The sequence below is a fragment of the Staphylococcus sp. HMSC14C01 genome (assembly GCF_001808085.1).
Lineage (GTDB): Bacteria > Bacillota > Bacilli > Staphylococcales > Staphylococcaceae > Staphylococcus > Staphylococcus hominis.
In genome coordinates this window covers 21106-43712 of the sequence record NZ_KV792049.1, presented here as the reverse complement: position 1 = coordinate 43712, position 22607 = coordinate 21106, and the positions used below count along the sequence as shown (strand labels likewise).

Sequence of the window (22607 nt, the reverse complement as noted above, 5' to 3'; positions counted from 1 at the left end):
TAATTATTGTACACAATTAAGCATATCATTTATATGAGTATTTAAGTATAAATTTGAACTTATAAATGATATTATAAATTGTTGTAGGCCAAACAGTTTTTTTAGCTAAAGGAGCGAACATAATGGGATTTTTATCAAAAATTGTTGACGGCAATAAGAAAGAAGTGAAACGTTTAAGTAAAAAAGCTGATGAAGTACTTGCTTTAGAGGAAAAAATAGCGATTTTAACTGACGAAGAAATCAGAAATAAAACGAAACAATTTCAAGAAGAAGCACAAGCAATTGAAGATGTAAAAAAACAAAATGACTATTTAGATAAAATTTTGCCGCAAGCATTTGCATTAGTACGTGAAGGTGCAAAACGTGTATTTAACATGTCACCTTATAAAGTTCAGGTTATGGGTGGTATTGCTATTCATAAAGGTGATATTGCAGAAATGAGAACTGGTGAAGGTAAAACATTAACTGCGACAATGCCAACGTATTTAAATGCTTTAGCAGGTCGAGGTGTTCATGTTATTACAGTCAATGAATACTTATCTAGTGTTCAAAGTGAAGAAATGGCTGAATTATATGAGTTTTTAGGTTTAACAGTTGGTTTAAATCTAAATAGTAAATCTACAGAAGAAAAACGAGAAGCATACGCAAAAGACATTACTTATAGTACAAATAATGAATTAGGCTTCGATTACTTAAGAGATAATATGGTGAATTATGCGGAAGAACGTGTAATGAGACCATTACATTTTGCGATTATTGATGAGGTTGACTCTATTTTAATAGATGAAGCAAGAACACCGTTAATTATTTCAGGTGAAGCTGAAAAGTCAACGTCTCTTTATACTCAAGCGAATGTTTTTGCTAAGATGTTAAAAGCAGATGAAGATTATAAATATGATGAAAAAACAAAAGCTGTTCATTTAACAGAACAAGGTGCAGATAAAGCAGAACGAATGTTTAAAATCGATAATTTATATGATGTTCAAAATGTAGATATTATTAGTCATATTAATACTGCTTTAAGAGCACATGTTACTTTACAACGCGATGTCGATTATATGGTCGTAGATGGAGAAGTATTAATTGTAGATCAATTCACTGGTCGTACAATGCCGGGACGTCGTTTTTCTGAAGGATTGCATCAAGCTATTGAAGCTAAAGAAGGCGTGAAAATTCAAAATGAATCTAAAACAATGGCTTCAATTACTTTCCAAAACTACTTCCGTATGTATAATAAATTAGCTGGAATGACTGGTACTGCTAAAACTGAAGAAGAAGAGTTCCGTAATATCTATAATATGACAGTAACTCAAATTCCAACGAACAAACCTGTTCAACGTCAAGATAAGTCTGATTTAATTTATATTAGTCAAAAAGGAAAATTTGATGCAGTTGTAGACGATGTAGTTGAAAAACATAAACAAGGACAACCAGTTTTATTAGGTACTGTTGCAGTAGAAACAAGTGAATACATTTCAAATTTATTGAAAAAACGCGGTATACGTCATGATGTATTAAATGCGAAGAATCATGAAAGAGAAGCTGAAATTGTAGCAAATGCAGGACAAAAAGGTGCAGTTACTATTGCTACTAATATGGCTGGACGTGGAACAGACATTAAATTAGGTGAAGGCGTAGAAGAAATAGGTGGCCTTGCCGTAATAGGTACTGAACGACATGAATCTCGTCGTATTGATGATCAATTACGTGGTCGTTCAGGTCGTCAAGGAGATAAAGGGGATAGTCGTTTCTACTTATCATTACAAGATGAATTAATGGTTCGTTTTGGTTCTGAAAGACTTCAAAAAATGATGAATCGTTTAGGTATGGATGATTCAACGCCAATAGAATCTAAAATGGTTTCACGTGCAGTTGAGTCAGCTCAAAAACGTGTTGAAGGAAATAACTTTGATGCACGTAAACGAATTCTCGAATATGATGAAGTATTACGTAAACAACGTGAAATTATTTATAATGAACGTAATAGCATTATAGATTCAGAAGATAGTTCAGAAATTGTTATGGCGATGATGCGTACTACTTTACAGAGAGCTATTAACTACTATATTAACGATGAAGATGATAATCCTGATTATGGACCATTTATAGATTATGTTAATGATGTGTTTATTCAAGAAGGAGAATTAACTGAAGAAGAAATTAAAGGTAAAGATTCTGAAGATATTTTTGAAGTGGTATGGGCTAAAATTGAAAAAGGTTATGAAATCCAAAAAGAAAAAATTGGAGATCAAATGCCTGAATTTGAACGTATGATTTTATTACGTTCTATTGATACTCATTGGACTGACCATATTGATACAATGGATCAGTTACGCCAAGGTATACACTTACGTTCATATGCACAACAAAATCCACTTCGTGATTACCAAAATGAAGGACACGAGTTATTTGACTTAATGATGCAAGCTATTGAAGAAGATACGTCTAAATATATATTAAAATCTGTTATTCAAGTAGACGAACAAGTTGAACGTGAAAAAACAACAGATTTTGGTAAGGCACAACACGTATCTGCTGAAGATGGCAAAGAAAAAGCAAAAAAACAGCCTATTGTAAAAGGTGAAAAAATTGGACGTAATGATCCTTGTCCTTGTGGTAGTGGTAAAAAATATAAAAATTGCCATGGTAAAGAAGATTAATATCAAGTAATTATAATTAGGCGAGATCGAGACGTATATTGCTTATCATTTAAAAGCTTTTGTCACGATCTCGTATTTTATTTAAAGAATTTATAAATAAAGGAGACATATATAGTGGAATTATCAGAAATCAAACGTAATATTGATGAATATAATAATGATTTAGAACAAATTAGGGGGTCTCTTTGACTTAGAAAATAAAGAAACAAATATTCAAGAATATGAAGAAATGATGACAGAACCGGACTTTTGGGATAACCAAAATAAAGCTCAAGATGTTATTGATAAAAATAATGCATTAAAATCGATAGTTAATGGTTACTATGAACTCAACCATAAATTAGAAGATATGGATGCAACATGGGAATTACTTCAAGAGGAATATGATGATGAAATCAAAGAAGATTTAGAACAAGATATTGTAACATTCAGAGAACAAATCGATCAGTTTGAATTACAATTATTATTAGATGGCCCACATGATGCAAATAATGCTATTTTAGAGTTGCATCCTGGTGCTGGAGGGACCGAATCTCAAGACTGGGCTAGCATGTTATTAAGAATGTACCAAAGATATGGTGAACAACAAGGTTTTAAAGTAGAAACCATCGATTATTTACCAGGTGATGAAGCGGGAGTAAAAAGCGTCACATTATTGATTAAAGGTCATAATGCCTACGGTTACTTAAAAGCAGAAAAAGGAGTACATCGACTTGTAAGAATTTCACCTTTTGATTCATCTGGAAGACGCCATACGTCATTTGCTTCTTGTGATGTTATACCAGAATTTGATAATGATGAAATAGAAATAGAAATTAATCCTGATGACATTACAGTAGATACATTTAGAGCATCAGGTGCAGGTGGACAACATATCAATAAAACAGAGTCTGCAATCCGTATTACTCACCATCCAACTGGAATTGTAGTGAACAACCAAAATGAACGTTCTCAAATCAAGAACCGTGAAGCTGCAATGAAAATGTTGAAATCTAAATTATATCAATTGAAGTTAGAAGAGCAAGAACGTGAAATGGCAGAAATTCGTGGTGAACAAAAAGAAATAGGATGGGGTAGTCAAATTCGTTCGTATGTATTCCATCCATATTCTATGGTAAAAGATCATCGTACAAATGAAGAAACTGCTAAGGTAGATGCAGTAATGGATGGAGATATTGCGCCATTTATAGAAGCTTATTTACGACAAACGATGTCACAAAATGATTGATTGAGTTGTTTATTAATAAAAAATAAAATTTTAAAATCTAAATAAATCTAACTTTAAAATGTAATTCGTGACTTGTAATATTACTAATTTAATCAATTTAAACTAATTTAGGAGTGTTATTTAACCTTTATATTACAAGGTTTTAACATTCCTCTTTTTTAATGTTGTTTATGCTAAAGTATTAATGAACAAGCATACACTACAGCAAAGGAATGACAACATGTTAAAAAAATCAATGACTGTAACATTTGCTTCAATTGCAGCAATTACAGGTTTAAATACGTTAGCACATGCACAACAAACACACATTGTTAAAGAAAAAACAAATGTAGAAGCATTGGCACAACAATTTTCTACAACTGCAGATGAGATAAAAAAATTAAATCATATAGGTAATGAGGAAGTTGAAAAAGATATTTCAATAGTTGTACCTGATAAAGATATTGTTGAAGTTAAATCGGGTGATACATTAAACAACATTGCGAATGCTCATCATTTAACATTAGATGAATTATATGCATTTAATCCAGGAGTAAAACCGTTAATTCATCCTGGTGATTTAATCGCAGTAAGTGACAAAGGTTCAGCAACATTAGAAAGTCAATTGATAAGTGATAGTAGTGTATATGCTACGCCTTATTCAAGTGAAACTGAAACTGCACCATTAAGTTATAATAGCGCTGAAACTGCGTCATATGTAGCGTCTCCATCATATGTTACTAGTAATAATTACAATACTGAAACAGTAAGTGCACCAGTATATTATAATAATAGCGCTTTAAATAACCAAGGTAATCATTATTATTTTGGTAACTGTACATATTATGCATTTGATCGTAGACAACAATTAGGACGTTCAGTAGGGAGCTATTGGGGAAATGCAAATAATTGGGCAAGCTCAGCTAGAAATGCTGGTTTAGTGGTCGATCATCGTCCAGAAGTGGGTGCTGTTTTCCAAACACCAGCGGGTTATTATGGTCATGTGGGCATCGTAGAACGTGTGAACAATGATGGTTCGTTTTATGTTTCAGAGATGAATTGGAATGGTCATTTCAATGATGTTACAAATAGAACAATTTATAATTCGTCTAGTTATAATTTTATACATTAAATTTTCAAAGGATTTATAATGTTAAAGCATCAACAAAGCTTGTGTTTTGTTGATGTTTTTTTAGTTATTAATAATGCAATGTATTGTTTAAAAAAAGAAATAAAAGTTATGAAATTATCACAATTAAAACTTTTTACTAAACGATTGATTGATATAATAAATACAAGTATAATTTCTATTTAATAATATAAGGAGGTATAACCGCATTATGGGGGTTCATCAATACTTTAAACGTTTATCTGATCTTGAAAAATTAATAAGATTACCAGGAAAATTCAAATATTTTGAGCATAATGTTGCAGCACATTCATTTAAAGTGACTAAAATAGCTCAATACTTAGCAACAGTTGAAGAATATCATGGTAATTCAATTGATTGGAAAAGCTTGTATGAAAAAGCCCTTAACCATGATTTTGCAGAAGTATTTACAGGGGATATTAAGACACCAGTTAAATATGCAAGTAGAGAATTAAAAATGTTATTTTCTCAAGTCGAAGAAGAAATGGTAGATACGTTCATTAATGAAGAAATTCCGAAGCCATACCAAGATATTTATCGTAAAAGACTTCAAGAGGGAAAAGATGATTCTTTAGAAGGCCAAATTTTATCAGTAGCTGATAAAATTGATTTATTATATGAAACGTTTGGTGAAATTCAAAAACGTAATCCGGAAGATCTGTTTTTTGAAATTTATGAACATAGCCTAGAAACAATAATGCAATTTGATCATTTAAGTTCAGTACAAGATTTTATTGATCACGTTATACCGGAAATGCTTACAGAAAACTTTATTCCTCGTGCTGAACTACGTGAAACAACAATGTCAATCTTAGAACGACGAAGAAGAAATGAGTGAATATAATGGTATGGTATACTTTAGCTGCTTTCTTTCCTTGTATCTTAGTTATTTTATTTAGTGTCATTACCAGAAGTAAATGGGTAGGCGTTATTGTAACATTGATATTAATTGCCGCTTCAGTGTATAAAGGATTTTTTCATAATGAATGGATTATATTTTTAGATGTAGTATCTATCCTAGCTGGTTATGTGATTATTGATAATTTAGAATTTCACAAACATCAAGACTAAGCTAAAAAAATTGCAGTACGATACCATTTGTTTTATATTATTAATACATATCTAATAAAAATACGTCAACATATTAAGATGAGGCATAAATATAGAAGTGAATTTATATTTGTGTCTCATCTTTTATATATGTATAAAAAGTGATGGCAAACGTAAGCGAACAAACGTTTGTTTTTTTATTCGCTTTTTTGTTAAGATAAGTATAAATAATTTTATTTTTACTGAAATAAACATTTAATAAAATAAACTGAGGAGGCGCTTGAAAGAATGGTAGAACATCATCCTTTTAAATTAAATTCTGAATTTGAACCACAAGGAGACCAGCCTCAAGCCATAAAAAAAATTGTTGAAGGTGTTAAAGCTGGTAAACGTCATCAAACATTACTTGGTGCAACGGGTACTGGTAAAACATTTACCATGAGTAATGTAATTAAAGAAGTTGGAAAACCTACATTAATTATAGCGCATAATAAAACGTTAGCAGGTCAATTGTATAGTGAATTTAAAGAGTTCTTTCCTGAAAATAGGGTAGAATATTTCGTAAGTTACTACGACTATTATCAACCTGAAGCATATGTGCCATCAACGGATACATTTATCGAAAAAGACGCCTCAATTAACGATGAAATCGATCAGTTACGACATTCAGCTACAAGTGCTTTATTCGAACGTGATGATGTGATTATTATTGCAAGTGTAAGTTGTATTTATGGTTTAGGTAATCCAGAAGAATACAAAGATTTAGTTGTTAGCGTTCGAGTAGGGATGGAAATGGATAGAAGTGAGCTTCTTCGAAAATTAGTCGATGTTCAATATTCAAGAAACGACATCGATTTTCAACGTGGTACATTTAGAGTAAGAGGAGATGTTGTAGAAATCTTTCCTGCTTCAAGGGAAGAAATGTGTATCCGAGTAGAATTTTTTGGCGATGAAGTTGATAGAATCAGAGAAGTAAATTATCTAACTGGTGAAGTGATACGTGAAAGAGAACATTTTGCTATATTCCCGGCTTCCCATTTCGTTACTAGAGAAGAAAAAATGAAAGTCGCTATTGAACGTATTGAAAAAGAACTTGAAGAGCGATTAAAAGAATTGAAAGCTGAAAATAAATTATTAGAAGCACAACGTCTAGAACAACGTACAAATTATGACTTAGAAATGATGAGAGAGATGGGCTTTTGTTCAGGAATAGAGAATTATTCTGTTCATTTAACATTAAGACCACTTGGTTCCACACCTTATACGTTACTTGATTATTTTGGTGATGATTGGCTTGTAATGATAGATGAGTCGCACGTGACGTTACCACAAATTAGAGGTATGTTCAATGGAGACCAAGCACGTAAAAAAGTACTCGTAGATCATGGTTTCCGTTTACCAAGTGCTATGGATAACCGTCCACTTAAATTTGAAGAATTTGAACAAAAAACTAAACAGCTCGTTTATGTTTCTGCAACACCTGGTCCATATGAAATTGAACATACTGATAAAATGGTAGAACAAATTATTCGACCAACTGGTTTATTAGATCCTAAAATTGATGTTCGACCTACGAAGAATCAAATTGATGATTTACTCAGTGAAATTCAAGAAAGAATTGATAGGAATGAACGTGTGCTTGTTACAACCTTAACTAAAAAAATGAGTGAAGATTTGACAACATATATGAAAGAGGCAGGAATTAAAGTGAATTATCTTCATTCTGAAATCAAAACACTTGAACGTATAGAAATCATACGTGATTTAAGAATGGGCACGTATGATGCTGTAGTAGGTATCAATTTGCTTAGAGAGGGTATTGATATACCTGAAGTGTCGTTAGTAGTTATTTTAGATGCAGATAAAGAAGGATTTTTACGTTCAAATCGTTCACTTATTCAAACTATCGGACGTGCTGCACGTAACGATAAAGGAGAAGTTATCATGTATGCCGATAAGATAACAGACTCTATGCAGTACGCAATTGATGAAACACAGCGTCGTCGAGAAATACAAATGGCACATAACGAAAAATATGGTATTACTCCTAAAACAATCAATAAAAAAATACATGATGCCATTAGTGCAACAGTGGATAATGATGAAACAAATGAAAAGCAACAAACTGAAGTACCTAAGAAAATGACAAAGAAAGAACGTCAGAAAACAATTGAAAATATTGAAAAAGAAATGAAAAAAGCAGCTAAAGATTTAGACTTTGAAAGAGCAACAGAATTGAGAGATATGTTATTTGAACTAAAAGCAGAAGGGTGATTATTACATGAAAGGTCCAAGTATCGTAGTTAAAGGTGCAAGAGCACATAACTTAAAAGATATCGATATTGAGTTACCAAAGAACAAACTTATAGTGATGACTGGTCTCTCTGGGTCGGGAAAATCATCACTTGCATTTGACACAATATATGCTGAAGGACAACGTCGCTATGTAGAATCGTTAAGTGCCTACGCACGACAATTTTTAGGACAAATGGATAAGCCAGATGTTGATACCATTGAAGGACTATCACCTGCAATTTCAATTGACCAAAAAACGACAAGTAAAAACCCGCGTTCTACAGTAGCTACTGTGACTGAAATATATGATTACATTCGATTATTATATGCACGTGTGGGGAAAGCATTTTGTCCATATCATGGAATCGAAATTGAATCGCAAACCGTCCAGCAAATGGTAGATCGTATATTAGAATTAGAAGAAAGAACTAAAATTCAAATTTTAGCTCCTTTAGTTTCACATAGAAAAGGGAGCCATGAAAAATTAATTGAAGATATTGGCAAAAAGGGATATGTCAGATTACGTGTCAATGGTGAAGTGGTCGATGTAAACGAGGTTCCTGCACTAGATAAAAATAAAAATCATACTATTGAAGTAGTTGTAGATCGTTTAGTTGTAAAATCAGGAATAGAAACAAGATTAGCAGATTCAATAGAAACAAGTTTAGAGCTAGGTGAAGGAAACCTTACTGTTGATGTCATTGGTGGAGAAGATCTCAAATTCTCTGAAAATCATGCTTGTCCAATTTGTGGATTTTCTATAGGTGAATTAGAACCTAGAATGTTTAGTTTTAATAGCCCATTCGGTGCTTGTCCAACATGTGATGGATTAGGTCAAAGACTTACAGTAGATCTAGATTTGGTTGTTCCTGATACTAATAAAACTTTAAATGAAGGTGCGATTGAACCCTGGGAGCCTACAAGTTCCGACTTTTATCCAACATTATTAAAACGAGTATGTGAAGTTTATAAAATTAATATGGATAAGCCATATAAAAAATTGACTGATAGACAAAAAGATATTCTTATGAATGGGTCAGGCGACAAAGAAATTGAGTTTTCATTTCATAGTCGAAATGGAGGCACACGTCGTAGAAAAATGAAATTTGAAGGCGTAGTCCCTAATATAGATCGACGTTATCACGAATCACCATCAGAATATACACGTGAAATGATGAGTAGATATATGACTGAACTTCCATGTGAAACATGTCACGGTAAACGTTTAAGTAAAGAAGCACTTTCAGTATATGTTGGTGGATACAATATTGGCGAAGTTGTAGAATATTCAATTAAAAATGCACTCAAATTTTATGAGAATATAGAGTTATCAGAGCAAGACAAAGCGATTGCTAAACAAATTTTAATTGAGATTATTTCAAGATTAACATTCTTAAATAATGTAGGGCTTGATTATTTAACACTGAATCGTTCTTCAGGAACATTATCAGGTGGAGAAGCACAACGTATTCGTCTTGCTACTCAAATTGGATCACGATTGACAGGCGTGCTTTATGTATTGGACGAACCTTCTATCGGGTTACATCAACGCGATAATGATCGTTTAATCAATACATTAAAAGAGATGAGAGATTTAGGTAACACACTCATTGTAGTTGAACATGATGACGATACGATGAGAGCAGCCGATTACCTTGTTGATGTCGGACCTGGTGCAGGTAATCATGGCGGTGAAATTGTCTCAAGTGGGACTCCTAAAAAGGTAATGAAAGACAAGAAATCCTTAACTGGTCAATATTTGAGCGGTAAAAAACGTATTGACGTACCGGAACATCGCAGAGAAATTACGAATCGTAAAATATCAATTAAAGGTGCAAAAAGTAATAATTTAAAAGATGTTGATGTAGATATTCCATTGTCAGTAATGACGGTTGTAACAGGTGTTTCTGGATCAGGTAAAAGTTCATTAGTTAATGAAGTGTTATATAAATCATTAGCTCAAGCAATTAATAATTCTAAAGTTAAACCTGGAGAGCATGATGAGATCAAAGGGATTGATCAATTAGATAAGATTATAGATATTGATCAGTCACCTATAGGAAGAACACCACGTTCTAACCCGGCGACATATACAGGTGTATTTGATGACATTAGAGATGTTTTTGCTCAAACGAATGAAGCTAAAATTAGAGGATATCAAAAAGGACGCTTTAGTTTTAATGTTAAAGGCGGTCGTTGTGAAGCTTGTAAAGGCGATGGCATTATTAAAATAGAAATGCACTTCTTACCAGATGTATATGTGCCATGCGAAGTGTGTGATGGCAAACGATATAATAGAGAAACTTTAGAAGTCACATATAAAGGAAAAAATATTGCAGATGTATTAGCAATGACAGTAGAAGAAGCGACTTATTTCTTTGAAAATATTCCTAAAATTCATAGAAAATTACAAACACTTGTAGATGTAGGATTAGGCTATATTACTCTAGGACAACAAGCAACCACACTTTCTGGTGGAGAAGCACAACGTGTGAAACTGGCTTCAGAATTACACAAACGTTCTACAGGACGATCAATTTATATCTTAGATGAACCTACTACAGGCCTTCATGTTGACGATATCAGTCGATTATTAAAAGTATTAAATCGTCTTGTGGAAAATGGAGATACAGTGGTTATTATTGAACATAATTTAGATGTTATTAAAACAGCAGATTATATTATAGATTTAGGACCAGAAGGCGGAGAAGGTGGCGGTACTATCGTTGCAACTGGAACGCCAGAAGAGATTGCAAGTGTGGAAGCTTCTTATACAGGTAAGTACTTAAAAACAGTGTTAGAACGTGATAAAGTGCGAGATGAATAAAATAGAATTTAATGTACGATAGTGCTTTTTTAGAGTATAAATGAAGTAGAATATCATTTTAATGGTTTTGAAAAAAGGAGTAGAAAAATAATTTTCTACTCCTTTTTTATATAACATATTGTTATATTTTTGATATGATAAGAGATGAATTAATTCAAGGGAATTTTGAGGTGAACTCATGTTAACGACAGAGAGATTGGTTAAAGTATTAAAACTGAAGCTATTTACTGGAGAAAAAGGATTAAATAAAACAATTAAAAATATTGATATTTCTAGACCTGGTTTAGAAATGGCAGGTTATTTTTCTCATTATGCAGCAAATCGTATTCAATTATTAGGTACCACTGAATTATCATTTTACAATTTATTACCAGATGAAGAAAGACGAGGACGAATGAGAAAATTATGTCGTCCTGAAACCCCAGCAATTATTGTGACAAGAGGATTAGAGCCCCCTCAGGAACTGATTGAAGCGGCTCAAGAAATGGAGACACCTTTGATTGTTTCTAAAGATGCTACGACAAGTTTAATGAGTCGATTAACGACATTTTTAGAACATGAGTTAGCTAAAACGACCTCTCTACACGGCGTTTTAGTAGACGTATATGGTGTAGGCGTATTGATTACAGGAGACTCTGGCATCGGAAAAAGTGAAACAGCATTAGAATTAGTAAAACGAGGTCATCGTTTAGTAGCAGATGATAATGTTGAAATTCGCGAAATTACGAAAGACGAATTGATTGGTACACCACCTAAGTTAATTGAACATTTATTAGAAATACGTGGACTAGGAATTATCAATGTCATGACTTTATTTGGAGCGGGGTCAATTCTAACCCAAAAACAAATACGGTTAAATATAAATCTTGAAAATTGGGATAAGAATAAATTATATGATCGCGTTGGCTTAAATGAAGAAACGTTAAAGATTTTAGATACGGAAATAACTAAAAAAACAATTCCTGTAAGACCAGGAAGAAACGTTGCTGTTATTATAGAAGTAGCTGCAATGAATTATCGTTTAAATATCATGGGTATTAATACAGCTGAAGAATTTAATCAGCGTTTAAATGAAGAAATTCTCAAGAATGGGAATCAGAATGAAGGGATATAGTATATGCTTTTTAATTTGAATTATATCAATCCTACTGCTATCGATATAGGTCCTTTATCGATAAAATGGTATGGAATTATTATTGCAGTAGGAATATTGATTGGATATTTTATTGCTCAAGAAAGCTTGAAATCTATAGGACTACATAAAGATACATTAGTAGATATTATTTTTTATTGTGCAATTTTCGGATTTCTAGTTGCAAGAATTTATTTTGTTATATTTCAATGGCCTTATTATATGGAAAATCCATCAGAAATACCTAAAATTTGGCATGGCGGGATAGCTATTCACGGTGGATTAATAGGTGGCTTTATTACTGGAATTATTCTATGTAAATTGAAAAATCTTAATCCTTTTCAAATTGGAGATATTGTTGCACCAAGCATTATATTAGCTCAAGGTATAGGTCGATGGGGCAATTTTATGAATCATGAAGCTCATGGCGGACCAGTATCAAGAACATTTCTAGAAAATATGCATATTCCAGAATTTATTATTCGAAATATGTATATTGAAGGTGTATACTATCATCCTACTTTTTTATATGAATCTATTTGGGATATACTTGGTTTTATTATATTAATTACTCTTAGAAAGTATCTACGCGTTGGAGAAACATTTTCATTATATCTCATTTGGTATTCAATAGGACGCTTCTTCGTTGAAGGATTACGAACAGACAGTTTAATGTTAACAAGTCATATTCGCGTAGCTCAACTTGTTTCAATTATTTTAATTATTATTGGTATGACTTTGATTATCTATCGTCGAATAAAATATCAACCAGCTATTTATAAAAATGCTGGACCATTAACTTGGAATTCAAGAGGGAAAGTAAAATAATGAGACGATTAACTATTATTAATACACAGTCGATGAATCCCTTATGGCGCATTTACCAATTTGTTCGTTTTTCTAAAGTGTTAAAAAATACAGTAATAATAGAAATAAGTCGATTTATTCCTTTTTTAAATGTGAAACGATATGTTTATATTCATTTCTTGAAGATGTCAATTGGGGAACGAACTGCATTTGCCTATAAGGTAATGCCTGATATTTTTCATCCCCAGTTAATATCTATTGGCAGTAATACTGTTATTGGTTATAATACAACAATATTAACGCATGAAATTTTAGTAAATGAGTATCGTTATGGACGAGTGGACATTGGTTCTCATACTTTAATTGGAGCAAATGTGACCATTTTACCTGGAGTGAAAATCGGTCATAACGTTATGATTAAAGCAGGTACTATCGTCTCTAAAGATGTTCCCAATGATACTATTGCTTTTGGAAACCCCATGCAAATTCATAATAAATAAGAAAGTGGTGACAAAGCATGGCACGAAAGGAACAAAAAATTATTCCAATGACTTTTGATGAGAATTTTTATCGAAAGATGGCAGATCAAAAATATAAACAGAGAAATTATAGAAAAGCAGCTGAATATTATGGAAATGTGCTAGATTTGTCACCTGAAGATTTTGATATAAAACTTAAGTATGCCGATTGTTTAAATGAATTGAATTTGAATAAAAAAGCAGAAAAAATATTTTATGAAAGCATTATAAATGATCATAATGTATCAGAAAGTTATTATCAATTGAGTCAACTGAATATTAAACTTAATGAGCCAAACAAGGCCTTCTTGTTTGGTATTAATTATGTAGTTTTATCAAATGATGATTCTTTTAGAGAAGAATTAGAAAACATGTTCGAAGTTTCTTATATTGAAGAAAATAAAATTGAAATGGAAGCACAACTATTTGCAGTTCAATTATTATTTCAATATTTATTCGCTCAAGGACGGTTACAAGAAGCACGAACGTATATTTTAAAACAAAACGATGATATTCAGTCGCATCGCGTTATTAGAAATTTATTAGCAATGTGTTATCTTTATTTGAGTGAATATGAGATTGCTAAAGAATTATTCGAAACATTGCTTGCTGAAGATAACTCGGATGTTCATGCACTATGTCATTATACATTGCTATTATATAATACTAATGAAACAGAGAAGTATCACAAATATATAAAAATATTAAATAAAGTGATGCCGATGAATGAAGATGAAAGTTTTAAGTTAGGTATTGTACTAAGTTATCTTAAACAGTACAAAGCGTCTCAACAACTTTTATTACCTTTATATAAAAAGGGTAAGTTTGTTTCAGTTCAAATGTTTAATGCTTTAAGTTATAACTATTATTACTTAGGAAATAAAGAACAAAGTAAACTATTTTGGGATAAATTATTGCAAATTTCTGAAGTAAATGTGGGGTATGCCCCATGGGTATTAGAAGAAAGTAAATACACATTTGAACAAAAAATATTACCTTTATTATTAGATGATGACAGTCATTATCGATTATATGGCGTATTTTTATTAAATCAGTTAAATGGAAAAGAAATACTAATGACTGAAGACATTTGGTCAGTATTGGAAAACATGAATGACTATGAAAAGTTATATTTAACTTACTTAGTTCAAGGATTACATTTAAATAAGCTTGATTTTATTCATAAAGGCTTAAAGAAAATATATGACGTTGAAGAACTATCGTTTGATACAGAATTATTTGTCAGTTGGATTGATAAAGGAGAAGCTTTAATCGTTGAAGGCGTTAATTTTAAAGAGTTAAATAGATATATTGCGGCACATGTTTATTTATATTACCGTTATCATAAAAAGCATATAACTAAAAAGAAAATTATTGAAATTTTTAATACTACAAGATATAAATTAGATAACGCAATTGATAAATTATTGAGCATATAAATTTATGAAAAGCAAATAATACTATATAATGCGCGTATTAATATAAACGTAGGAGGTATAAAAATGAACGAAGTAGATTTTGATGTTGCGATAATTGGGGCTGGACCAGCTGGAATGACTGCTGCAGTTTATGCATCACGTGCAAATCTAAATACAGTGATGATTGAACGTGGTATGCCTGGAGGACAAATGGCAAATACGGAAGAAGTTGAAAATTTTCCAGGCTTTGAAATGATTACAGGTCCAGATTTATCAACAAAAATGTTTGAACATGCGAAAAAATTTGGTGCTTCTTATCAATATGGAGATATCAAATCAATTGAAGATAATGGCGATCACAAAGTGATTAATCTAGGAAATAAAACAATAACAGCTAGAGCAGTGATTATTTCAACAGGTGCAGAATATAAAAAAATTGGTGTCCCTGGTGAACAAGAATTAGGTGGTCGTGGTGTAAGTTATTGTGCAGTATGTGATGGCGCATTCTTTAAAAACAAAAATATATTTGTTATTGGTGGCGGCGACTCAGCGGTAGAAGAGGGTGCATTCCTTACTAAATTCGCTGATAAAGTAACAATTGTTCATCGAAGAGACGAACTAAGAGCCCAAAAAATTCTACAAGATCGTGCATTTAAAAATGAAAAAATTGATTTTATTTGGAGTCACACTTTGAAATCAATTAATGAAAAAGATGGAAAAGTAGGATCTGTAACGTTAGTTTCAACAAAAGATGCGTCTGAGCAAACGTTAGATGCAGACGGTGTCTTTATTTATATTGGTATGAAACCTCTAACAGCACCATTTAATAATTTAGGTATTACAAATGATATGGGCTATATTATTACAAAAGATGATATGACTACTTCTGTACCAGGAATTTTTGCAGCTGGAGACGTGAGAGATAAAGGATTACGTCAAATCGTAACTGCTACAGGTGATGGTAGTATTGCTGCACAAAGTGCAATTGATTATATCGAAGAATTAAATGATAAAGAAGAAGCTTAAGATATTAATTAAAGCTAGAATAATCACTTCTGATAGAAGTATTATTACTAGCTTTTTTCTTAGCAGTAAAGTCGATACAAATTGTTAGCAATGTAAAAATATATGCTATGATGTTATATAAATATATGTATGCTTAAATGGATGGTGCTTAGAATGGTTAATCAAATAAATGATGAAATGAGCAAAAGTGAACTATTAGTTATTACGGGATTGTCTGGCGCTGGTAAATCATTAGTTATTCAATGTTTAGAAGATATTGGCTTTTTCTGTGTAGATAATTTACCGCCTATATTACTACCTAAACTTGTGGAGTTAATGGAGCAAGGTAATCCTTCACTTCAAAAAGTAGCAATTGCAATTGATTTAAGAGGAAAAGAGTTATTTAAATCACTTGTAGATGAAATTGATGCAATTAAAACGCGAAATGATGTTATTGTAGATATTATGTTTTTAGAAGCTACAACTGAAAAATTAATCTCTAGATATAAAGAATCACGTAGAGCGCACCCTTTAAATCAAAATGGTCAAATGTCTTTAATTGATTCAATTCTAGAAGAACAACAATTGCTTTCAAATATTAGGTCAATAGCGAATTACATTATTGATACTACAGAGTTAAAGCCTAAAGAATTAAAAGAAAGAATCAAACGTCGTTTCGCCAATGAAAAAATGAATTCATTTAGTATTAATGTAACTAGTTTTGGATTTAAACATGGTATTCAGAAAGATGCTGATTTAGTATTCGATGTACGCTTTTTACCTAATCCATATTATGTTGAAGACTTGAGACCGATGACTGGAGAAGATGAAGCAGTTTATAATTATGTGATGAAATGGAAAGAAACTAAAACTTTCTTTGAAAAACTAATGGATTTACTTATTTTTATGATTCCAGGTTATAAAAAAGAGGGTAAATCGCAACTGGTTATAGCAATAGGGTGTACCGGCGGACAACATCGCTCTGTAGCCTTAGCTAAGCGTATCGGAGAAGAGTTAAATGATATATTTGATTATAATGTGTATGTTCATCATAGAGATGCACATATTGAAAGTGGCGTGAAGAAATGAAACAGTTGAAAGTAGTACTAATCGGAGGAGGTACGGGACTCTCAGTACTAGCTAGAGGATTACGAGAATATCCAATAGATATCACTGCTATTGTTACAGTCGCAGATGATGGTGGTAGTACAGGTAAAATTAGGGATGAAATGTCTATTCCTGCTCCAGGAGATATTAGAAATGTCATTGCAGCGCTAAGTGATGCGGAACCTATTCTAGAAGAATTATTTCAGTATCGTTTTGAAGAACATCAAATTGAAGGTCACTCATTAGGTAATTTATTACTTGCAGCACTCACAAATATAAAAAATGACTTTGGTCATGCAGTGAAAGAATTAAGTAAAATTTTAAACATTAAAGGAAAAGTGATTCCATCTACTAATACTAATGTTATGTTAAATGCTGTATTAGAAGATGGTGAGATTGTTGAAGGTGAATCTAAAATACCTAAAAAAAATAAAAAAATTCGACGTGTCTATTTAGAACCATCTAATGTAGAACCCATGCAGGAAGCTGTTGATGCTTTACAAGAAGCGGATTTAATTGTTCTAGGTCCTGGTTCACTGTATACGAGTGTAATTTCAAATTTGTGTATTGAAGGTATTTCTAAAGCAATAATAAGTTCACAAGCACCGAAATTATACATATCTAATATTATGACTCAACCAGGAGAAACAAATGATTATGATGTCTACGATCATATTAAAGCTATTCATCAACATGCTGGAGAACCATTTATTGATTATGTTATTTGTAGTAATGATGCATTTGATGAACAGATTCTTCAACGATATAAAGAACGTAATGCTTATCCTGTTAATATGAATAAAATAAAATTAACAGAAAATCATATTAAAATGATTACTTCTAAAAATCTTGTAGAAGTTTATGACCACGTCCTCGTTCGTCATAATACAAAGGTGCTTGCTAACCTTATATATGATTTAGCACTTGAATTAACAAGTACAATTCAATTTAAACCTAAAAAATAAATTAAATTTTAATGATTTTAAAAATAATTTGATATAGGGTGTTATATATTTTGAGATGTTAATTACATATAATAATGATGATGAGAAAAGGAGGGAACATCAATGAGTTTTGCATCAGATATGAAAAATGAATTGACCCGTATTGAAGTCGATGAAAGTAATGCTAAAGCTGAACTTAGCGCTTTGATTCGGATGAACGGTGCACTCAGTTTATCTAATCAACAATTTGTAATTAATGTTCAAACTGAAAATGCGACTACGGCTCGAAGAATATATTCATTAATTAAGCGTATTTTTAATGTGGAAGTAGAAATTTTAGTACGAAAAAAAATGAAATTAAAAAAGAATAATATCTATATTTGTCGAACTAAAGTACGTGCTAAAGAAATACTGGATGAATTAGGTATTTTAAAAAATGGTATTTTTGTTCATGACATTGATGCGAGTATGATTAAAGATGATGAAATGCGTAGAAGCTATTTAAGGGGAGCATTTTTAGCGGGTGGATCAGTAAACAACCCAGAAACCTCTTCCTACCATTTAGAAATTTTTTCTCAATATGAAGGGCATGCTGAGGGATTAACTAAACTAATGAACAGTTATGGATTAAATGCTAAGCATTTAGAACGAAAAAAAGGAAGTATCTCTTATTTGAAAGAAGCGGAGAAAATTTCTGAGTTTTTAAGTTTGATAGGGGGGTACCAAGCACTATTAAAATTTGAAGATGTAAGAATAGTGAGAGATATGAGAAACTCTGTCAATAGACTAGTAAATTGTGAAACAGCTAATTTAAATAAAACTGTGAGTGCAGCTATGAAACAAGTACAAAGCATTCAATTAATTGATGAAGAAATAGGTTTAGATAATTTGCCTGATCGTTTAAGAGAGATTGCAAAATTACGAGTAGAACATCAAGAAATTTCTTTGAAAGAATTAGGAGAAATGATATCAAATGGGCCTATTTCTAAGTCAGGAGTAAATCATCGCTTACGAAAATTAAATGAACTCGCTGATAAAATTAGAAATGGAGAAAAAGTCGAATTATAAAATAAAATGTGTTTTAAAAAATAGCCCCCTCGAGAGGAATCGAACCTCTATCTTAAGAACCGGAATCTTACGTGCTATCCATTACACTACGAGGAGTATAATATAAAAACTAATTTCTGTACTAAATATATAATTAACAGTACAATTTGAATATATGAATAGTGTATAAAATTATAAAACGCAACGTCAAATAAATGTAAAGGTATTATTTTTGACCATTTTTGACTTTTATTGTAAAATAAATATAACAGTTAATTACAAGGAGGAAATATAATGAATTTAATTCCTACAGTTATTGAAACAACAAATCGTGGTGAACGCGCATATGATATTTATTCTCGTCTATTAAAAGACCGCATTATTATGTTAGGCTCAGCAATTGATGATAATGTTGCAAATTCAATTGTATCACAATTATTATTCTTACAAGCTCAAGATTCTGAAAAAGATATTTATTTATACATCAATTCTCCAGGTGGTAGTGTAACAGCAGGATTTGCTATTTACGATACAATTCAACACATTAAACCAGATGTACAAACAATTTGTATTGGTATGGCTGCGTCAATGGGATCATTCTTATTAGCAGCTGGTACAAAAGGTAAACGTTTTGCCTTACCAAACGCTGAAGTTATGATTCATCAACCATTAGGTGGCGCTCAAGGTCAAGCGACAGAAATTGAAATTGCTGCTAACCATATCTTAAAAACACGTGAAAAATTAAATCGTATTTTAGCTGAACGTACAGGTCAAAATATTGAAACAATTCAAAAAGATACTGATCGTGATAACTTCTTAACTGCTGATGAAGCAAAAGAATATGGTTTAATTGATTATGTAATGCAACCTGAAGATATGTAAATAGAATTGTTTAACATGTAAAAAAGGAAGAGCATTGATGCTCTTCCTTTTTTATGGGTTTTTAGTTTTTAATAAATAATGTATAGCTACAAACCCTAATAATAATCCTATAATAATAAAGAAGAAAGATAAAAGTACCATAATAATACTCTTTTCGAAAGCAAAGATACCATTTAAAATTAAAAATACACTAGCGATAAGTAGTAAGATATACGTTAACTTGTTGTCATTCATTACTAAATCTCCAAATACTATTCGTTAATTAAGTCTTCAAGTGCAACTTTTAAATTATTATATCTAAAATTAAACCCTAATGCTTCTAATTTATTAGGTAAGACTTTTTGAGTATCGAGAACTACTGTCGACATTTCTCCTAGTACAGCACGCATAATTAATGATGGCACCCACGTTTCATGTGGTTTATGCATCGTACGTCCAAGTGTATAACCAAATAAATTTTGACGTTCAGGAATTGGAGAAGCCATATTAAATGGACCTTTTGCATTTGATTCGTCAATTGTAAATAAAATCGCACGCACTAAGTCATCTATGTGAATCCAAGAATACCATTGACGGCCAGAACCTAATTTGCCGCCTACGTAGAATTTATATGGTAGTTTCATCGTTTGAAGTGCGCCACCTTCAGAAGACAAAATCATACTAAATCTTCCCAATATAACACGTGTACCAAAATTTTCGAAACGACGAGCAAATCGTTCCCATTGATAAACGACATCTGACAAGAAATCAAAAGGAAGTGTTTGATATTGTTCTGTATAAGTTCGATGTAAACTTGGAGGATAATAACCCATAGCACTTGCATTAAAAAGCACTTCAGGTTTATGTTGACGTTGCTCAAATAAATGAACTAAAGATTCAGTCGATTGAATACGACTTGTCATAATCGTTTGTTTGTAAGAGGATGTCCAACGTTTATTTAATGTAGCTCCTGCTAAATTAATGATTACATCAATATCTGGTACTTGATTTTCCCATCCTTTTTTAGACCAGTTAACATACGTAATCTTAGGCTCATCACTTTGTTTATCACTACGAGTTAAAATTGTAATATGAGCCTCTCTTTTTTTAATTTCATTTACTAAATGACTACCTACCATTCCAGTTCCACCAGTAATTAAAAATTGTTTCATTTACTAACACCTCATTTTTTATAAAGAAAATAAATTTTTTTAATGACAATGTAGAGAAAGATGCTCAAAAAGCATTCAAGATTATGTCATTAACTTTAGAAAATACGGTCATTAAATTACCTAAATTTAGCTATAATAATAAGTATAGCTTTGCTATAGAGAATAGTAGAATATTTAAAAAGTATGTTTATACTTTTAATATACTAATTTACAAAACAAAAGTCATTTTAATTTCTTTCTATTCTCTTCTCTTTCAAGTTTCTATTATATTACTTTATAAATAAGATTAAGAATAATATGATTATAGGAATTAAAATGCCAATAAATATATCAAATTTTGAGTTTTTACTTTCATCAAAATCATCATTACTTAACATCATAGATTTAATTTTATTGCTTGAGTGATGCTTGAATAATGTGTTAAAAGTATCTTTTTTCATTTTGTCACTCCAAAATTTATATCATATTGATAGTGTAGTTATTTATATATGATGTTATCATATATAATTGAATGAGTATTCCATTTATATATGTACTTAAGTGTTTTTTTATTTTTTTAAAAGGAAATAATGTAAAATAGATTGCTATATTAAAGGATGAATAGATAATTAAGAAGTGAGGGAGTCCATGTCAAAAAAAAATAGAAATCTTAAAGACTATGAAGCACATGAAAAGAAAAAAACGAGTGGTATTTCTAAAATAATTAGTACACTTACTGTGCTTCTATTACTTGGTGGATTAGTGTTTGCAGTTTTTGCTTTTGTAGATAATTCAAACAGAGTCAATGAACGTTTAAATAATCAATCAACGGAAGAACATAAACATAAGAAAGATAAAGATACTGAAAGTGATAAAAAGAACGAAGAAAGTACGCAAGAAAATACAACAAGTGAAAACAATACAAATAATAGTAAGGAAAATAAATTAGATAATGTAAAAAATCCAAATGTCACTGATAACTATTCTAATAAGCAAAGTAATTCAATAAGAGTACAACCTACTAATCAAGGTAAAACAGCACAAACACAACAATCTTCTAAAGAAACACCTACAAAACAACCTAGTACAAATCAAATTCAAAGTACCCAACAAAAAGAAAACTCACAAACTCAAGAAAAAGCAACGCAAGAAGAAACAAATAAATCAACTGAAAGCACTCAGTCAAGTCAATCTTCTCGTTCTAATGCTTCAACTGAAACATCACAACATAATTCAAGTAACAATGACACAACTACTACACAAGAACGAGCTAATACAAATCAATCATCACAAACACAAAAATCAACGACGCAACCATCTACTGCCGAGCCTAAAACACAATCATCTAGTTCAACAACTTCAGAATCAAAAAGTAATACCCAACAATCTCAGAGATCTTCAAACGAAGAATAAAAAAAGACCTAGGTA

At 31.4% G+C, this 22607-nt stretch carries 20 protein-coding genes and 1 tRNA gene; 17 read left to right on the top strand and 4 right to left on the bottom strand.

Annotation, left to right across the window (positions count from 1 at the left end):
- Positions 1-122 precede the first annotated feature (122 nt).
- The 15 genes from secA to whiA all read left to right on the top strand — a co-directional run bounded on the left by secA (position 123) and on the right by whiA (position 19188).
- A complete protein-coding gene (secA, locus tag HMPREF3131_RS09855) occupies positions 123-2660 on the top strand; it encodes a preprotein translocase subunit SecA (RefSeq protein ID WP_017175926.1) in 2538 nt (845 codons plus the stop codon).
- 114 nt (positions 2661-2774) lie between these two features.
- Positions 2775-3888 (top strand): peptide chain release factor 2 gene (gene prfB, locus HMPREF3131_RS09850; protein ID WP_100442621.1). Its coding sequence is split into 2 segments (ribosomal slippage): positions 2775-2846 and positions 2848-3888, totalling 1113 coding nucleotides; the frame shifts between segments, so codons are not numbered across the junction.
- A 220-nt stretch (positions 3889-4108) separates the two neighbouring features.
- Positions 4109-4999 (top strand): CHAP domain-containing protein, encoded by an 891-nt coding sequence (locus HMPREF3131_RS09845; protein WP_002448211.1) that lies wholly within the window; start codon positions 4109-4111, stop codon positions 4997-4999.
- A 208-nt stretch (positions 5000-5207) separates the two neighbouring features.
- Complete coding sequence (locus HMPREF3131_RS09840) at positions 5208-5855, top strand: YfbR-like 5'-deoxynucleotidase (protein ID WP_017175923.1); 648 nt, start codon at positions 5208-5210, stop codon at positions 5853-5855.
- A gap of 5 nt (positions 5856-5860) precedes the next feature.
- Positions 5861-6088 (top strand): CsbA family protein, encoded by a 228-nt coding sequence (locus HMPREF3131_RS09835; protein WP_002448072.1) that lies wholly within the window; start codon positions 5861-5863, stop codon positions 6086-6088.
- Positions 6089-6355: 267 nt separating this feature from the next.
- A complete protein-coding gene (uvrB, locus tag HMPREF3131_RS09830; RefSeq protein WP_070436767.1) occupies positions 6356-8341 on the top strand; it encodes an excinuclease ABC subunit UvrB in 1986 nt (661 codons plus the stop codon).
- Positions 8342-8348: 7 nt separating this feature from the next.
- Entirely contained in the window at positions 8349-11189 is a 2841-nt protein-coding gene (gene uvrA / locus HMPREF3131_RS09825) for an excinuclease ABC subunit UvrA (RefSeq protein WP_070436765.1), read from the top strand.
- Positions 11190-11367: 178 nt separating this feature from the next.
- The gene (gene hprK / locus HMPREF3131_RS09820) at positions 11368-12303 is read left to right on the top strand and encodes an HPr(Ser) kinase/phosphatase (protein WP_002448148.1); all 936 of its coding nucleotides are present in this window, start codon (positions 11368-11370) and stop codon (positions 12301-12303) included.
- Positions 12304-12306: 3 nt separating this feature from the next.
- Positions 12307-13149: a prolipoprotein diacylglyceryl transferase gene (gene lgt, locus HMPREF3131_RS09815; protein ID WP_048680598.1), complete on the top strand. Its 843-nt coding sequence runs from the start codon at positions 12307-12309 to the stop codon at positions 13147-13149.
- On the top strand, positions 13149-13628 hold the full coding sequence (locus HMPREF3131_RS09810; protein WP_002455611.1) for an acyltransferase: 480 nt from the start codon (positions 13149-13151) through the stop codon (positions 13626-13628). Before lgt ends, HMPREF3131_RS09810 begins: the two co-directional genes overlap by 1 nt.
- Positions 13629-13645: 17 nt before the next feature.
- Positions 13646-15085: a tetratricopeptide repeat protein gene (locus HMPREF3131_RS09805; protein WP_070436763.1), complete on the top strand. Its 1440-nt coding sequence runs from the start codon at positions 13646-13648 to the stop codon at positions 15083-15085.
- Positions 15086-15148: 63 nt separating this feature from the next.
- Complete coding sequence (gene trxB, locus HMPREF3131_RS09800; RefSeq protein ID WP_002448085.1) at positions 15149-16090, top strand: thioredoxin-disulfide reductase; 942 nt, start codon at positions 15149-15151, stop codon at positions 16088-16090.
- A gap of 153 nt (positions 16091-16243) precedes the next feature.
- Complete coding sequence (gene rapZ, locus HMPREF3131_RS09795; protein ID WP_002448066.1) at positions 16244-17158, top strand: RNase adapter RapZ; 915 nt, start codon at positions 16244-16246, stop codon at positions 17156-17158.
- Positions 17155-18141 carry a gluconeogenesis factor YvcK family protein gene (yvcK, locus tag HMPREF3131_RS09790; protein WP_070436761.1) on the top strand — a complete coding sequence of 329 codons (987 nt, stop codon included), beginning with the start codon at positions 17155-17157 and terminating at the stop codon, positions 18139-18141. Before rapZ ends, yvcK begins: the two co-directional genes overlap by 4 nt.
- Positions 18142-18243: 102 nt before the next feature.
- Positions 18244-19188, top strand: coding sequence for a DNA-binding protein WhiA (gene whiA / locus HMPREF3131_RS09785; RefSeq protein WP_019834952.1), 945 nt, complete (start codon positions 18244-18246; stop codon positions 19186-19188).
- A 24-nt stretch (positions 19189-19212) separates the two neighbouring features.
- Here the strand turns inward: whiA and HMPREF3131_RS09780 are convergent.
- A tRNA-Arg gene (locus tag HMPREF3131_RS09780) sits at positions 19213-19284 on the bottom strand.
- A gap of 177 nt (positions 19285-19461) precedes the next feature.
- On the opposite strand from HMPREF3131_RS09780, the gene clpP reads away from it, so the two are divergent.
- Positions 19462-20049 carry an ATP-dependent Clp endopeptidase proteolytic subunit ClpP gene (gene clpP, locus HMPREF3131_RS09775; RefSeq protein ID WP_070436759.1) on the top strand — a complete coding sequence of 196 codons (588 nt, stop codon included), beginning with the start codon at positions 19462-19464 and terminating at the stop codon, positions 20047-20049.
- Positions 20050-20100: 51 nt separating this feature from the next.
- Here clpP and HMPREF3131_RS09770 read toward each other — a convergent pair whose 3' ends face one another.
- The 3 genes from HMPREF3131_RS09770 to HMPREF3131_RS11380 all read right to left on the bottom strand — a co-directional run bounded on the left by HMPREF3131_RS09770 (position 20101) and on the right by HMPREF3131_RS11380 (position 21640).
- On the bottom strand, positions 20101-20283 hold the full coding sequence (locus tag HMPREF3131_RS09770; protein ID WP_048761424.1) for a hypothetical protein: 183 nt from the start codon (positions 20281-20283) through the stop codon (positions 20101-20103).
- A 17-nt stretch (positions 20284-20300) separates the two neighbouring features.
- Positions 20301-21200: a TIGR01777 family oxidoreductase gene (locus HMPREF3131_RS09765; protein ID WP_048761426.1), complete on the bottom strand. Its 900-nt coding sequence runs from the start codon at positions 21198-21200 to the stop codon at positions 20301-20303.
- A gap of 269 nt (positions 21201-21469) precedes the next feature.
- Positions 21470-21640, bottom strand: a complete 171-nt coding sequence (locus tag HMPREF3131_RS11380; RefSeq protein ID WP_002448117.1) for a hypothetical protein — start codon at positions 21638-21640, stop codon at positions 21470-21472.
- 187 nt (positions 21641-21827) lie between these two features.
- Here HMPREF3131_RS11380 and HMPREF3131_RS09760 point away from each other — a divergent pair, with 187 nt between their 5' ends.
- Positions 21828-22592 carry a DUF4887 domain-containing protein gene (locus HMPREF3131_RS09760; protein ID WP_049382073.1) on the top strand — a complete coding sequence of 255 codons (765 nt, stop codon included), beginning with the start codon at positions 21828-21830 and terminating at the stop codon, positions 22590-22592.
- Positions 22593-22607: the final 15 nt, after the last annotated feature.

Coding starts and splice junctions, on each gene's coding strand:
- HMPREF3131_RS09845 (WP_002448211.1), top strand. CDS start 4,109: ATGTTAAAAAAATCAATGACTGTAACATTTGCTTCAATTGCAGCAATT.
- HMPREF3131_RS09760 (WP_049382073.1), top strand. CDS start 21,828: ATGTCAAAAAAAAATAGAAATCTTAAAGACTATGAAGCACATGAAAAG.
- hprK (WP_002448148.1), top strand. CDS start 11,368: ATGTTAACGACAGAGAGATTGGTTAAAGTATTAAAACTGAAGCTATTT.
- clpP (WP_070436759.1), top strand. CDS start 19,462: ATGAATTTAATTCCTACAGTTATTGAAACAACAAATCGTGGTGAACGC.
- HMPREF3131_RS09805 (WP_070436763.1), top strand. CDS start 13,646: ATGGCACGAAAGGAACAAAAAATTATTCCAATGACTTTTGATGAGAAT.
- uvrA (WP_070436765.1), top strand. CDS start 8,349: ATGAAAGGTCCAAGTATCGTAGTTAAAGGTGCAAGAGCACATAACTTA.
- HMPREF3131_RS09770 (WP_048761424.1), bottom strand. CDS start 20,283: ATGAATGACAACAAGTTAACGTATATCTTACTACTTATCGCTAGTGTA.
- HMPREF3131_RS09835 (WP_002448072.1), top strand. CDS start 5,861: ATGGTATGGTATACTTTAGCTGCTTTCTTTCCTTGTATCTTAGTTATT.
- yvcK (WP_070436761.1), top strand. CDS start 17,155: ATGAAACAGTTGAAAGTAGTACTAATCGGAGGAGGTACGGGACTCTCA.
- whiA (WP_019834952.1), top strand. CDS start 18,244: ATGAGTTTTGCATCAGATATGAAAAATGAATTGACCCGTATTGAAGTC.
- trxB (WP_002448085.1), top strand. CDS start 15,149: ATGAACGAAGTAGATTTTGATGTTGCGATAATTGGGGCTGGACCAGCT.
- secA (WP_017175926.1), top strand. CDS start 123: ATGGGATTTTTATCAAAAATTGTTGACGGCAATAAGAAAGAAGTGAAA.
- HMPREF3131_RS09810 (WP_002455611.1), top strand. CDS start 13,149: ATGAGACGATTAACTATTATTAATACACAGTCGATGAATCCCTTATGG.
- lgt (WP_048680598.1), top strand. CDS start 12,307: ATGCTTTTTAATTTGAATTATATCAATCCTACTGCTATCGATATAGGT.
- HMPREF3131_RS09765 (WP_048761426.1), bottom strand. CDS start 21,200: ATGAAACAATTTTTAATTACTGGTGGAACTGGAATGGTAGGTAGTCAT.
- HMPREF3131_RS11380 (WP_002448117.1), bottom strand. CDS start 21,640: ATGAAAAAAGATACTTTTAACACATTATTCAAGCATCACTCAAGCAAT.
- uvrB (WP_070436767.1), top strand. CDS start 6,356: ATGGTAGAACATCATCCTTTTAAATTAAATTCTGAATTTGAACCACAA.
- rapZ (WP_002448066.1), top strand. CDS start 16,244: ATGGTTAATCAAATAAATGATGAAATGAGCAAAAGTGAACTATTAGTT.
- HMPREF3131_RS09840 (WP_017175923.1), top strand. CDS start 5,208: ATGGGGGTTCATCAATACTTTAAACGTTTATCTGATCTTGAAAAATTA.